This window comes from Corallococcus exiguus (genome assembly GCF_009909105.1).
Taxonomy (GTDB): Bacteria; Myxococcota; Myxococcia; order Myxococcales; family Myxococcaceae; genus Corallococcus; species Corallococcus exiguus.
The window spans coordinates 391899-405149 of the sequence record NZ_JAAAPK010000003.1 but is presented as its reverse complement, the minus strand read 5'-3'; the positions used below and the strand labels follow the sequence as shown (position 1 = coordinate 405149).

The window sequence follows — 13251 nt, the reverse complement described above, 5'->3', positions numbered from 1 at the left end:
TTGGTACTTCTTTGCCCATCCCATGCGGCTGCCGACAGCACTCCTGCTCTTCATCATCTTCCTGCTGCCGTGCGCTGCGCTGGCGCAGGGAGACACGCGCATCACCTTCCTGGGCCGTCAGTTGGAGAAGGGAAGGGATCCGCGTGCGCGCTCACAGGCCGCGCTGGTGTTGGGCGCCACCGAGGATCCCGAAGCGGTGACACCGCTGTGCGGCGGCCTCAAGGACCCGAGCGAGCTGGTGCGCGCGGCGGTGGCCAAGGGATTGGGCGCGCTCTTGGAGCCGAAGGGGCTCGACTGCCTCCAGGCGGTGCAGGGGGAGGCGGACGCCACGGTGCAGGCGGCGGTGGCGGAGTCCATCAAGGTCATCAAGGCGTTCCAGTCGCGCCGGCCGCGCTTCTACCTGTCGCTGGACGCGCTGAAGGACAAGACGGGCAGCGTGCCCGCGGAGCTCGTGAAGGTGACGCAGGAGCGGCTTCGTTCCAAGCTGGTGCGCCGGGGCGCGCAGATGGCGCCGGAGAAGGAGTCGAAGGCCGCGGCGAAGGGCGCGCTCAAGAAGCTGGGCGTGCACGGCTACCGCATCACGGCGGAGATCCAGGCGACGGACAGTGGAGGCCTGCGCCTGCAGCTTCTGTGCATGACGTACCCGGAGCAGTCCCTGATGGGACAGGTGGAAGTGAACGCCGCGGGGGCTCCGCCCGCGGACCTGTTGAAGGCCCTGATCCCCCGAGCCATCGAGGAAGCCGCCGCGACCTTCGAGTGGAGCAGCGAGACATGACGACGACCACGGCCCAGGCCCCGACGACGAAGCGCCGCTGGCGCAACTTCCTGCTCGACGCGCCCTTCCAGCTGAGGCTCACCGCGTACATCGTCGGTGTGACGCTGGTGATGGCGGCGCTCCTGGGCATCTTCCTGGTGCGCGCGGCGAACTCGCTGTTGCACGAGACGGCGACGGCGGTGGACGCCCGCTCGGCTGCGGCGGAGGTGAGCCGCGAGTTGTCCGGAGCCACGCTCTCCAACGAGCTGATGGCCCACATGAACGACCCGGCGTTCGAGAAGCAGTTCCGCGAGCAGGCGCAGGCCATCGACGCCAAGTACGACGCGGAGCGCGCGGCCATTGTCACGCAGCGCGCGGAGCTGGAGCGCCATCAGCAGCTGACGTGGTGGGTGCTGGGCGGCTGCCTGGTGTCGTTCATCGCGGTGGTGGCGCTGGCGACCATCGTGGTGACGCACCGGATGGTGGGCCCGCTCTTCCGCATCAAGCGCATGATGCGCGAAGTGGCGGAAGGCCACCTGAACCCGCCGCAGCACGGCCTGCGCGAAGGCGACGAGCTGCAGGATGTCTTCGAGGTCGCGCGGGACATGACCCAGCGGCTGCGCGCGCAGCAGACCGAGGACGCGCGCGCACTGTCGGAGGCCCTGGCGCAGGCGAAGACGAGCGGCGCCACGGGCCCCTGGGTGGACGAACTGACCGCCCTGGAGACGCGCTACCGCGAGCGGCTGGCGCGGTAGGGCAGGGCCTTGGGGCTCACACCCGCGCGGTGTCCGCGGTGAGCCCCATCTGCAAGAGCTCCGAGTGCAGCAGCAGCCGGGCCTGCGCCCACGGCAGCGCGACGACTCGGTAGCCCGCGAGCGCCTGGAGCAGCAGCGGCCGGTAGCTCGCGTGTCCTGGGTCCGCCACCACGACGATGCCCCGGTCCGTGGTGGAGCGGATGAGCCGCCCGACGCCCTGGCGCAGGAGCAGCAGCGCGCGCGGCAGCCGGTACTGGAGGAAGCCCAGGTACTCGTTGCCCGCCTTCGCCAGCGGCTCCTCGCGCGCGGCCACCAGCGGCCGTGACGCCGGCTCCAGGGGCAGCTTGTCGATGAAGACACACCCCACGCCGCGGCCGGGGATGTCCACGCCCTGCCAGAAGCTCTTGGTGCCCAGCAGCACCGTGCCCGTGTCGCGCTCCTGCCGCGCCGCCAGCGAACGGCCGTGCCCGCGCGACTGGCGCAGCACCTCGATGCCGTGCGGCTCCAGCCGCGCCTGCACCTCGCGCGCGACGCGCTCCAGCCGCCGCGTGGAGGCGAACAGGCCCAGCACCCGGCCGCCCATCACCTGCGCCAGGCCGGAGATGCGCCCGGAGGCCCAGTCGATGAACGGCTCCTCGTGCGCGCGCGGCGCGTCCGTCACCAGCACCACCAGCGCCTGCTGTCCCAGATGGAACGGCGACGGTGCGCGCAGGATGGGCGGCCTCAGTCCCAGCCGCTTCAGCACGAAGGGCACAGGGTCACCCGTGCCCAGCGTGGCGGACGCCATCACCAGCGCGCGCTTGTTCGCGGCGAAGTCCTTCGCCACGGACTCGGACACGTCCACCGGCTGCGCGCCCACGCTCCAACGCGCCTTGCGAGGCTCCGCCCGCGCCGCGTAGCAGCGCTTCGCGTCCGGCTCTCCAGCCAACTCGCCGGCGAGCACCGACAGTTCGCCCAGCTCCGTGGTGGCGCCGGCCAGCTCCCGCTCCAGCGAAGGCTGCTTCACCGCCAGCTCCGGCAGCGCCGCCAGGACGCGCACCGACAGCAGCGTGTGCACCCGTTGCAGCGCCGTGCGCACCGCCACCAGTCCCTCTCGCACGGGCTCCCAGGCGGGCAGGGCGCGCACCGCGTCCGTCACCCGCAGCTCCGGCGCGTAGGCCGCGTCGTCCGCGTCCTCGCCGGGCATCGCCGCCGCGGGCTCGCACAGGGCCGTCACCTGTTCGCCCAGCAGGCGCGCCTCCTGGAGCAGCGTGCGCAGGGCGTCGTCCACCTCGGACATCAGCACGCGGGACTCGTCCCGGCGCGTGGCCGCGAGCGCGCGGCGCAACTCCGCGAAGAGGCCCCGGCGCCCGTCGCGTCCGTGCAGCCGCTCCGTGAGGCGCAGGAAGGCCAGGTCGGACAGCTCCACCGTGAGCGCGGTGGTGGCCACGTCCTCCAACTCGTGCGCCTCGTCCAGCACCAGGTGGTCCAGGCGCCCGTAGCGCGCGGGCCACGCGAACGCGAGCGACTGGTTGATGACCAGCACGTCCGCCTCGCGCGCCTGCGCCACCGCCGAGTGGTAGAAGCACTTGTGGTGATGCGGGCACCGCTCGCCCAGCGTCGTCGCCGCCTCGGAGCGCACCGCCGGCACCAGCCCGTGCATGCCGGGGAAGCGCTCTCGGAACCAGTGGCTCAGCCGGTCCAGGTCCCCGTCCACGCTGCGGCGCATGTACGCGCGCACGTAGGCCCGGGGCGCCCGCGCGGAGTGATTCATCCCCGGCTCCACGCGCGTGGCCTCCAGCGCGCGGCGGCGGCACAGGTAGTTCGTCTGGCCCTTGAGCAGCGCGTAGCCGAACGCGCCGCCGGTGGCCTGGTGCAGCCGGGGCAGGTCCTTCTCCAGGAGCTGGTCCTGGAGCGTCTTCGTGTGCGGCGCCACGCCCACCTTCAGCCCGTTGCGCGAGGCGAACAGCGCCGCGGGCGTGAGGTACGCCAGCGACTTGCCCGTGCCCGTGCCGGCCTCCACCGCCACCTGCCCGCCGTCCGACAGCGTGCGCGCCACCGCCTGCGCCATCTCCAGCTGCGCGGGCCGGGACAGGAATCCGCCGCCCCGCTCCAGCGCGCCGCCTGGCCCCAGCACCTGGGCCACCTCTTCTGGCCGCACCGGCAGCGGCGTCGCGTCCAGCTCGGGCTCCGGGGGAGGCCTGCCGCCATTCGCGCGCTTGCGCTCCGGCCGCGCGCGCAGGAAGCCGCCCGTCGTCTCCAGGTTCAGCGGCGTTGGCGTGGCCCGGCACGCCTCCCACAGCCGCGAGAGCAGCTCCAGCAGCGGGCGCGCCTCCGCGTCCATCGCCAGGTCGCGAGCGTCCTCATCCGACAGGGCATCCAGCAGCGGCGTGGGCCCCAGCGACGCGCGGGCCCTGGGGTCCATCGTGGACAGCAGGTCCGCCACGTCCTCCGCGCGCCCGTCGCGCACGCAGCCATCCAGCGCGTGCACCAGCACCGCGTGCACCGCCACGCAGTCATGCAGCGCCCGGTGCGGCTGCTGTGAGCCCAGCTTCGCCCACCGCATCAGCGACTCCAGCGAGTGGCTGGGCAGCTCCGGGTGCAGGTAGTGCATGAGCTCGCACGAGTCGAGCACCGGCACGCCGCCGAGCACGTCCGGCAGGAAGCCCTTCTCGAACGGGGCGTTGTGCGCCACCACCGTCCAGCCCTTGAGCCGCTCCCGCAGCTGGGCGCGCTCCGCGTCGAAGCGGGGCTGTCCTGCGAGCTGCGCGTCGGACAGGCCGGTGAGCCGGCGGATGGTGAGGTTCAGCGGGCGCGAGGCCGAATACAGCTGGGAGAAGCGGTCCACCTCCCGGCCGTGCTCGAAGAAGAGGCACCCGACTTCGATGACCTCATCCACGCGGGGGTCGAGCCCCGTCGTTTCGAGGTCCAGGAAGACGTGCCGGGTGAAGAGCTCCGAGCTGCCCATGCAGGCCCGCGAGACTACCCGCCCGGGCGGACATCGCCAGTTAACGGAGCGGGGCGCTACTGCACGAAGAAGCGGCCAGTGGTCTCTCCCGTCGGGCACCCGTAATGGAGCGTCCCGGACTGACGGGGCGTGAAGGCAATCTCCACCAGCGTGTTCAGCGGCAGCTTCGCGTCGATGCCGTAATCGGCCATCACCAGCGACGTGGCGCACGTCGCTTCCGTCCTGCGCGTCACCAGCAGCGTCACCGGCTGGTTCTTCTGGAGCAGGCCCCCCGAGGAGGGCTCGAAGCCCTTCTCCGTGACGGACATCTCCAGCATCAGCTTCCCGTTCACCACGTGGCCGTCGTCCACGAGGGCCGTGTAGCCGTGGCCCCGGTGCTCATCCGCTTCCGGCGCCTTCGCGGCGGTGGGCTCCTTCGAGCACGCCAGCTGCGTCACCCCCACGAGGACCGCGGCCACGGTGAGCACGACGATGCGACGGGAGGAGGGGGGCATAAGGAGTCCGGGGCGTCAGTCCACCACGAACGTACCGGCGATCATCTTCCCCATCGCGCAGCCGTACCTCAGCGTCCCGGACTGGTTGGGCGTGAAGGTGATGTCCACCGGCGTGTTCAGGGGCAGCTTCGTGTCGATTTTGTACTCGTCCATCACGAGCTCGGTGGCGCACGTCAGGTCCGTCTTGCGCGTCACCACCAGCTTCACCGGCTCGCCCTTCTTGAGCTGCACCGGCGAGGGCTCATAGCCCTTCTCCGTGACGGCCAGCTCCACCACGTGCACGCCGTTCTCCCGCCGTCCCACCTCCTGCGCGGCGGGCGTGCCCGGCTCCTTCGCGGAGGACTCCTTCGTGCACGCCTGCTGTGACGCTCCCGCGAGGACCGCCGCCGCGGTGAGCGCGAGCCAGGGCTTGATGATGCGGGAGAAGAAGGGGCGCATGGATGAAGTCTCCAGGGGGAGGAAGGACACGGGCGGCCCGCCACTGAAGGCAGGGCCGCCCGGAAGTAACGACACCGCGAGCCGCTTTCAGCCCTCGGCGTCGGGCTCTGAACCGGCCTCGTCGTCGGAAGCATCCTCGGGGGGGGCTGGGGGCGCTTCGAAGCGCAGGAGCGCGTGCAGCGGGACGAACAGCTCGTGCCCGGGCTCGCCCAGCAGCACGTCGAAGCGGCCCACGCGCAACAGCGGCGCCTCCACCGTGATGCCGTTGCGCAGCACCAGCTTCACCGTCTGCCCGATGTGCGGCAGGAACGGCCGGGGGTCCGAGTAGGGGCGCTTGTCCGGCTGCCGCGCCACCTGCGCCGGCTTCTGCGTGAGCTTCGCGTCGCGCTCCAGGGTCGGCATCAGCCGCTCCCAGTCACCCCTGCGCGCGATGAGCACCACCTGGAGCTTCTCCAGACGGCCCGTGCGCTCGAAGGTGAAGGCGATGGCCTCCTCCGCCAGCAGCGTGTCCAGCAGCGACCGCTCCGCCAGCACCACGGACAGCTCGGTCTTCTGCTCGATGAAGGCGCCCAGGAAGTCCGCGACGAGCGCGTTGTCCACCTGGCCGCGCGCCTGCTTGATGGCCGCCTTGCGCTGGCTGCGCTCCTTGCGTGCCATGAACTCCTGCACGGTGAGGCCGCTCTGGAGGATGCCGAACGCGTCGCCCAGCGACAGGCCCGGCGTCTGGCCCATCAGCTCGTAGACCTGGTCGAAGCGCTTCGCCTCCTCGGCGTGCAGCTTGCGCCAGATGCGCGCCTTCATCTTCCCTTCCAGCTCACCCTTGGCGATGCGCGCCGGCACGTGCTCGCGCGTGGCCAGCGCCAGGATCTGCTCCGGCGTGGGCGGCGGGCGCGGGGGGCCGGGGCGCGGCGCGAAGCGGCCCGGAGGCCCACCCGCGCGAGGGGGCCCACCCATCCCGGGACCCCGGGGAGGCGGACGTGACGCGGCCCCCGGCGTGAAGCCCGGTGCCGGCGGACTGGATGGCCGGGGCGGCGCCGAGGGAGCCGCCGTCGCCGTGCCTGCCTCGCCCGCCGGGCCCGGAGCCGGGCGGGGAGGGGGAGCGGACGGCGCCACGGACGGCCGGGGCGTGGGGGAAAGGCCGCTCGGCCGGGGCGCGGGCGCCACGCCCGGTGTGGGGCGGGGGGCCGGCGTCGCCGCGCGCGGAGCGCCTTCCGCGCTGGAGGGGGAGGGGGCCACCGGGGCGGCGGGCGCCACCGGCGTGGGCCGGGGCGTGGGCCTCGGCGTGGGGGAGGGGGTGGGGGCAGTCGAGGACGGCGTCACCGGGCCACCGGGCGTCGAGCCCGGTCTCCGGATGACTTCGACTGCGGGGAGCACCCGCCGTGTCTTCCTGTCGTTCACGGTTGTACGTTACCTGATGCGCGGGGCCCGGGCATGCCCGGGCTCACGGCTGGGGGGATGCTGAAAAGTCCACCTTCCACCCGGACGGTTCCCTCACCATCCGGACCTCGCCCGACCTTCCCGCCGAGCGCACCACCAAGGTCGCCACGTCGCCCTCCTGCCGGAGCAGCGAAACCTCCTGAACATCCGCCGGCACCGGGACATTCGCGAAGAACAGCGGGAGCGGCTCCGGCTTCACCATGCCCCCGGACGCGTCGCTCACCTGCTGCGCTCGCGTCTTCAGGACCTGCTGGGTCTGTTGTGACAGCCCTGCGTACGCCTTGGGTAGCTCTCCGCGCTGCACGTGCCGGTGGAACGTCTGGTAGGCCCCCACGGGGGTATCCGGCTGCAGCCGGCTGCAACCGCTCAGGGCTAGGAAGGCGAACAGCAGCCAGGTCGTCATCGCGAGCGGGCGCATGGGGCCTCCGATTTAGGTCAAACCGCCGCCGTGGGGAAGCGGGAGGTGTGTCACGCCGCGTGCTGGTGGACGCGATTGCGCCCCGTTCCCTTGGCGGAATACAGGCTCGTGTCCGCCGCGCGCAGCAGGGCCTCCGTGCCCGGCAGGTCGTCCGCGGGCACCGTCGCCACGCCCAGCGACGCGGTCAGCTTCACCTCCTGCGACACTCCGTCCGGCGACTTCCACGTCAGCTCCAGCCGCTCAATCGCCTCGCGCACACGCTCGCACGCCCGCAGCGCGTCCTGGGGGGCCGCCTCCGGCAACAGGGCAATGAACTCCTCGCCGCCGTAGCGGGCCAGCAGGTCCACCTCCCGCAGCGTCGCGCGCGCCGTGTGCGCCACCGCGCGCAGCACCTCGTCCCCGAAGGGGTGGCCGAACGTGTCGTTGATGCGCTTGAAGTGGTCGATGTCCAGCATCACCAGCGACAGGGGAGACCGGTACCGGCGCGAGCGCATGAACTCCTCGCTCAGCCGCTCCTCGAAGTAGCGCCGGTTGTACAGGCCCGTGAGCGCGTCCGTGCGGCTGAGCGCGAGCAGCTCCTGCCGGCGGCGGTCCAGCTCGCGGTTGGCCCACTCCAGTTCGCGGTTCTTCTCCAGGAGCGCGTCCTGCAACGCCTTGAGCCGCAGCATGGACTTCACGCGCGCGCCCAGCTCCAGCATGTCGAAGGGCTTCACCAGGTAGTCGTCCGCGCCCAGCTCCAGCCCCTCCACCTTGCCCGCCGCCTGCCGGGCCGTCATCAGGATGACGGGGATGAAGCCGAAGCCGCCCTCGCCCGCGTTCGCCTTGACGATGCGGCACACCTCCACGCCGCCCAGGCCCGGCATCTCCACGTCCATCACGATGAGGTCCGGCCGGCCCGCGCGGATGGCGGACAGCGCCTGCGTCCCGTCCAGCGCTTCCTTGAAGACGTAGCCGTGCGGGGCCAGGCCCTCGCGCACGTGGCGGATCTGCGCCGGATCATCGTCCACGATGAGCACGGTGCGCCCGGAGAAGTCGTTGGCGGGTCCGCTCCTGCGCACGCCCTCCGGCATCCGTTTCCTTTCGGCTTCCGGCATGAGGCGCCCACCCCCCAACAGGATGCGGTCGTGGCCCGACGTCGCGAGTGTCCCCTGGGGCGGGAACCCCGTGGGTGGATTCTCCTCCGGGTGGAGGGCGCTGCCAAGGGCCCTCCCGGGCACCCGCGGACACGAGGCCGCCGGGCGTCCAGGGCCAGACAGGTCCGGTGCGGGCTACGGCGCGGATTTCACCAGGCGTGCGCGGTACACGGGCTCCCCGGATGACAGGTAGCGCCGCTCACGGGTGGAGGGCACCTCCTCCGGGTCGTACGGGTGGAACACCCCGGCGCCCAGCGGGTTGTGGAAGCCCGCCGCCTCCAGGATGCCCAGCATGGCCACCCCGCGGTCCTGCACGTCGGTGCGCATGTCGAAGCGGCCACCGGGCTTGAGCAGCCCCAGCATCACCTTCGCGAAATCCGGCTGCACGACGGCCCGCTTGGCGTGCGAGCGCTTCCACCACGGGTCGGGGAACTGCAGGTGGATGACGTCCAGGGACCCGGGCGCGAAGATGCGCGGCACCACGAAGCGCGCGTCGGATTCGACGACGCGCAGGTTCTTCATGCCCGCCTTCTCCGCGCGCATCTGCGTGTCGCGCGCGTACTTCTTGCGCCACTCGAAGGCCACGAAGCGCACGCCGGGGTTGCGGCGGCAGTACTCCAGCGCGTGCCCACCCGCCCCGGAGCCGATCTCCAGCTCCAGCGGCCCGGTGAAGCCGAACTCCGCGTCCCAGTCCGGGGGCGCTTCCAGGGGGACGAACTTGAGGCCGACCGGTTCAGGGAGCAGGGCAGGGCGCATGGCGGGAACGGGGGGCCTCTAACCATGGAGCCGCGTGGGTTGGCCAGGGCAAAAGCGCGCGGGGTGGTATAGGGAAGGGCCATGAAGGTCTTCCAGTCCGTGTCCGAGGCGGGCCGCCAGCTTCAGGGGCAGGCCCTCGCGCTGGGCAACTTCGACGGCGTGCACGTGGGCCACCAGGCCCTCTTCGCGGAAGCGCTTCGCCACGGCCCCGCGAACGCTCTCACCTTCCAGCCCCACCCGGGCAAGGTGCTCCAGCCGGACCTGGCGCCCAAGCTGATTACGCTCCTGCCGCGCAAGCTGGAGCTGCTCGCCGCGTGCGGCCTGTCCCACGGGGTGGTGCAGCCCTTCACCCGCGACTACGCGCGCTCCACGCCGCAGGACTTCGAGGCCGCCCTCTTCGACACGCTGGGCGTGGGCCACGTCGTCGTGGGCAGTGACTACACCTACGGCGCCCAGCGCGCCGGCACCGTCACCACGCTGCGCGACGCCGCGGCGAAGCGGGGCGCCCGGGTGCACGTGGTGCAGCCGGTGAACGTGGACGGCGTCGTCGCGTCCTCGTCGCGGATCCGCGAGTACATCCTGGAGGGCAGGGTGGGCGCGGCCAGGCGCCTGCTCGGCCGCCCGTTCGACCTGGATGGCACGGTGGTGTCCGGCGCGGGCCGGGGGCGCACCATCGGCTTTCCCACCGCCAACGTGGACACGCAGAACGAGCTGCGGCCCGCGCCCGGCGTGTACGCCATCCGCGTGCGCCTCCTGGCGGAAGCGGATGGGCCCTGGCGGCCGGGGGCGGCCAACATCGGCGTGAAGCCCACCTTCGGCGGCACGGAGGTCACCATCGAGGCGCACCTCCTGGACTTCACCGGCGACCTCTACGGCAAGGAGCTGCGGGTGCAGTTCCTGGAGCGGCTGCGGCCCGAGCAACGATTTGGTTCCGCCGCAGAGTTGGTGGGTCAAATCAAGCGCGACGTGGAGGCCGCCCGCACCGTGGTGGCCCGCGGCGACGGGTAGGGTCTGTCGCGCCCTCTGAAAGAGGGCTCCGGACAGCAAGGGAGCACGCCAGGGCGCCTTGACAGGCCGCGCATCGGTTTCCTCTAATCCGGGAGGATCCGTGCCAGGGCTTCAGGCCCCTGTAGCATGGCCTCATTCCCCCCGCGGGTCCCGCTGACAGCCGGGGCTCTGGCTTTTCCCTCCTCACGCTCAAAGAGGCATCCCAGAAATGTCCGGTCGACTCGGTGAATTGCTGGTGCGCGAGAACCTCATCTCCGTCCAGCAACTCCGCAAGGCGCAGGAGGAGCAGCAGAAGAGTGGTGCGCGCATCGGCACGGCGCTCATCAAGACGGGCGCCATCGAGGAGTCGAAGCTCACCGACTTCCTGTCGAAGCAGTACGGCGTCCCGGCGATCAACCTGAAGGACTTCGACATTGATCCGGACATCATCAAGCTCGTGCCCAAGGAAGTGGCCGAGAAGCACCTGGTGATCCCGGTCAACCGCGCGGGCCCGTCCCTCATCGTGGCCATGTGCGACCCGTCCAACATCTTCGCGGTGGACGACCTGAAGTTCCTCACCGGCTACAACATCGAAGCCGTCGTCGCGTCCGAAATCTCCATCCGCGAATCGATTGAGCGCTACTACGCGGAGAAGGGCCCCTCGCTGGAGGACATCGTCGGCGACGTGGGCGACGACATCGAGGTCGCCAAGGAGGAGCAGGAGAACGTGGATGAGATGGCCAAGGCCGCGGATGACGCGCCCGTGGTCAAGCTGGTGAACCTCATCCTCATGGACGCCATCAAGAAGCGCGCGTCCGACATCCACATCGAGCCGTACGAGAAGGACTTCCGGGTCCGCTTCCGCATCGACGGCGTGATGTACGAGGTGATGCGCCCGCCCATGAAGCTGCGCAACGCCATCACCAGCCGTCTGAAGATCATGGCGTCGCTGGACATCTCCGAACGCCGCCTGCCGCAGGACGGCCGCATCAAGATCAAGATCGGCGGCGGCAAGGAGATGGACTTCCGCGTGAGCGTGTGCCCCACGCTCTTCGGCGAGAAGGTCGTGATGCGCTTGCTCGACAAGAGCAACCTGCAGCTGGACATGACCAAGCTGGGCTTCGACGCGACGCCCCTGGCCTGGTTCAAGGAGGCCATCGACCGTCCCTACGGCATGGTGCTGGTGACGGGCCCCACGGGTTCCGGCAAGACGACGACGCTGTACTCCGCGCTCTCCAGCCTCAACGACGTGGGCACCAACATCTGCACCGCGGAAGACCCGGTCGAGTTCAACTTCGCCGGCATCAACCAGGTGCAGATGCATGAAGACATCGGCCTGAACTTCGCGGCCGGTCTGCGCTCCTTCCTCCGCCAGGACCCCGACATCATCATGATCGGTGAGATCCGCGACTTCGAGACGGCGGAAATCGGCGTGAAGGCGGCGCTCACGGGCCACCTGGTGCTCTCCACGCTTCACACCAACGACGCCCCTGGCACGGTGAGCCGTCTGCTCAACATGGGCATCGAGCCGTTCCTCGTGACGGCGTCGCTCAACCTCATCCTCGCCCAGCGTCTGGCGCGCCGGCTGTGCCCCGCGTGCAAGCGCCCCGCGGAGAAGGTGGACGAGCAGGCCCTCATCGACGCGGGCATCCCGCCGGACAAGATGGGCACCTTCACCATGTACGAGAAGGTCGGCTGCCGCGAGTGCAACGACCGCGGCTACCGCGGCCGCGTGGCCATCTACGAGGTCATGCCCTTCTGGGACGGCCTCAAGGAGCTGGTCATCAACGGCGCCTCCGCCGCGGAGCTCAAGCAGGAGGCCATCCGCCTGGGCATGAGCAGCCTGCGCATGAGCGCGCTCAAGAAGCTCATGGACGGAATGACGACGCTCGAAGAGGTCGTGGGCAACACCGCGCCGGACCGCTTCTAGTTACCCCACCTCCTCTCCACACTTCTTCCTCCGACAGGACACGCATCCGTGGCCAACCTGCACCAGCTCCTCAAGGCGATGGTCGAGAAGGGCTCTTCCGACCTCCACATCACCACCGGCTCGCCGCCGCAGCTCCGCGTGGACGGTGAGCTCGTCCCGCTCAAGACGGCGCCGCTCACGCCCGTGGAGACCAAGCAGCTCTGCTACTCCATCCTCACGGACGCCCAGAAGCACAAGTTCGAGGAGGAGAACGAACTGGACCTGTCGTTCGGCGTGAAGGGCCTGTCGCGCTTCCGCGCGAACATCTTCATGCAGCGCGGCGCCGTCGCCGGTGCGTTCCGCACGATTCCCTTCAAGATTTTGACGTTCCAGGAGCTGGGCCTGCCGCCGGTGGTGGCGGAGCTGGTGAAGAAGCCGCGCGGCCTCATCCTGGTGACGGGCCCCACGGGCTCCGGCAAGTCCACCACGCTGGCCTCGATGATCGACAAGATCAACACCGAGCGTCATGAGCACATCATGACCATCGAGGACCCCATCGAGTACCTGCACCCGCACAAGAACTGCCTGGTGAACCAGCGCGAGGTCGGTGCGGACACGCGCAACTTCAAGACGGCCCTCAAGTACATCCTCCGCCAGGACCCGGACATCGTGCTGGTCGGTGAGCTCCGAGACCTGGAGACCATCGAGGCGGCGCTCACCATCGCGGAGACGGGCCACATCTGCTACGCGACGCTGCACACCAACAGCGCGGTGCAGACCATCAACCGCGTGCTGGACGTCTTCCCGCCGTACCAGCAGCCCCAGGTGCGCGCCCAGATGTCCTTCGTGCTGGAGGGCGTGATGAGCCAGGCGCTCGTCTCCAAGGTGGGTGGGCCGGGCCGCGTGCTGGCCCTGGAGGTCATGGTGCCCAACCCCGCCATCCGGAACCTCATCCGCGAGGACAAGGTCCACCAGATCTACTCGTCCATGCAGGTGGGCCAGGCGAAGTACGGCATGCAGACGTTCAACCAGGCGCTGGCCGCCCTTCTGGCGCGCCGGGTCATCTCCCAGGACGAGGCCTTCGGCCGTTCTTCCGACCCGGAGGAGCTGCGCAACATCCTCGCCTCGGGTGGTGGAACGGGCGGAGCCCAGCGGCCGGCCGGGGGAGCGGGTGCCCGTTAGTTTTGGGGCATGAAAATCACAGGTTAGACTCCTCGCCCTCC

At 70.5% G+C, this 13251-nt stretch carries 12 protein-coding genes; 5 read left to right on the top strand and 7 right to left on the bottom strand.

Annotated features, from left to right (window positions below; all coding sequences use genetic code 11):
* Nucleotides 1-22: 22 nt before the first annotated feature.
* On the top strand, nucleotides 23-775 hold the full coding sequence (locus GTZ93_RS13195) for a HEAT repeat domain-containing protein (protein WP_139923354.1): 753 nt from the start codon (nucleotides 23-25) through the stop codon (nucleotides 773-775).
* On the top strand, nucleotides 772-1509 hold the full coding sequence (locus GTZ93_RS13190) for a HAMP domain-containing protein (protein ID WP_139923356.1): 738 nt from the start codon (nucleotides 772-774) through the stop codon (nucleotides 1507-1509). Before GTZ93_RS13195 ends, GTZ93_RS13190 begins: the two co-directional genes overlap by 4 nt.
* Nucleotides 1510-1525: 16 nt before the next feature.
* On the opposite strand, the gene GTZ93_RS13185 is transcribed toward GTZ93_RS13190, so the two are convergent.
* From GTZ93_RS13185 to trmB, 7 genes are all read right to left on the bottom strand, one after another.
* A complete protein-coding gene (locus tag GTZ93_RS13185; RefSeq protein ID WP_139923358.1) occupies nucleotides 1526-4456 on the bottom strand; it encodes a helicase C-terminal domain-containing protein in 2931 nt (976 codons plus the stop codon).
* A 56-nt stretch (nucleotides 4457-4512) separates the two neighbouring features.
* The gene (locus GTZ93_RS13180; RefSeq protein WP_139923360.1) at nucleotides 4513-4950 is read right to left on the bottom strand and encodes a copper transporter; all 438 of its coding nucleotides are present in this window, start codon (nucleotides 4948-4950) and stop codon (nucleotides 4513-4515) included.
* Nucleotides 4951-4965: 15 nt separating this feature from the next.
* Entirely contained in the window at nucleotides 4966-5388 is a 423-nt protein-coding gene (locus GTZ93_RS13175; protein WP_120578064.1) for a cupredoxin domain-containing protein, read from the bottom strand.
* Nucleotides 5389-5475: 87 nt separating this feature from the next.
* Complete coding sequence (locus GTZ93_RS42435) at nucleotides 5476-6342, bottom strand: hypothetical protein (RefSeq protein WP_261778354.1); 867 nt, start codon at nucleotides 6340-6342, stop codon at nucleotides 5476-5478.
* A gap of 487 nt (nucleotides 6343-6829) precedes the next feature.
* On the bottom strand, nucleotides 6830-7243 hold the full coding sequence (locus GTZ93_RS13165) for a hypothetical protein (protein ID WP_120580209.1): 414 nt from the start codon (nucleotides 7241-7243) through the stop codon (nucleotides 6830-6832).
* A gap of 50 nt (nucleotides 7244-7293) precedes the next feature.
* Entirely contained in the window at nucleotides 7294-8337 is a 1044-nt protein-coding gene (locus GTZ93_RS13160) for a diguanylate cyclase (protein ID WP_139920431.1), read from the bottom strand.
* A gap of 174 nt (nucleotides 8338-8511) precedes the next feature.
* Nucleotides 8512-9132, bottom strand: a complete 621-nt coding sequence (gene trmB / locus GTZ93_RS13155) for a tRNA (guanine(46)-N(7))-methyltransferase TrmB (protein WP_120580211.1) — start codon at nucleotides 9130-9132, stop codon at nucleotides 8512-8514.
* Between the two features lie 81 nt (nucleotides 9133-9213).
* Between trmB and GTZ93_RS13150 the strand changes: the two genes are divergently transcribed.
* The 3 genes from GTZ93_RS13150 (at nucleotide 9214) to GTZ93_RS13140 (ending at nucleotide 13210) form a co-directional block, all read left to right on the top strand.
* A complete protein-coding gene (locus GTZ93_RS13150) occupies nucleotides 9214-10140 on the top strand; it encodes a bifunctional riboflavin kinase/FAD synthetase (RefSeq protein WP_120580212.1) in 927 nt (308 codons plus the stop codon).
* 208 nt (nucleotides 10141-10348) lie between these two features.
* Complete coding sequence (gene pilB, locus GTZ93_RS13145; protein ID WP_120580213.1) at nucleotides 10349-12049, top strand: type IV-A pilus assembly ATPase PilB; 1701 nt, start codon at nucleotides 10349-10351, stop codon at nucleotides 12047-12049.
* A 48-nt stretch (nucleotides 12050-12097) separates the two neighbouring features.
* Nucleotides 12098-13210 carry a type IV pilus twitching motility protein PilT gene (locus tag GTZ93_RS13140; protein WP_120580214.1) on the top strand — a complete coding sequence of 371 codons (1113 nt, stop codon included), beginning with the start codon at nucleotides 12098-12100 and terminating at the stop codon, nucleotides 13208-13210.
* Nucleotides 13211-13251: the final 41 nt, after the last annotated feature.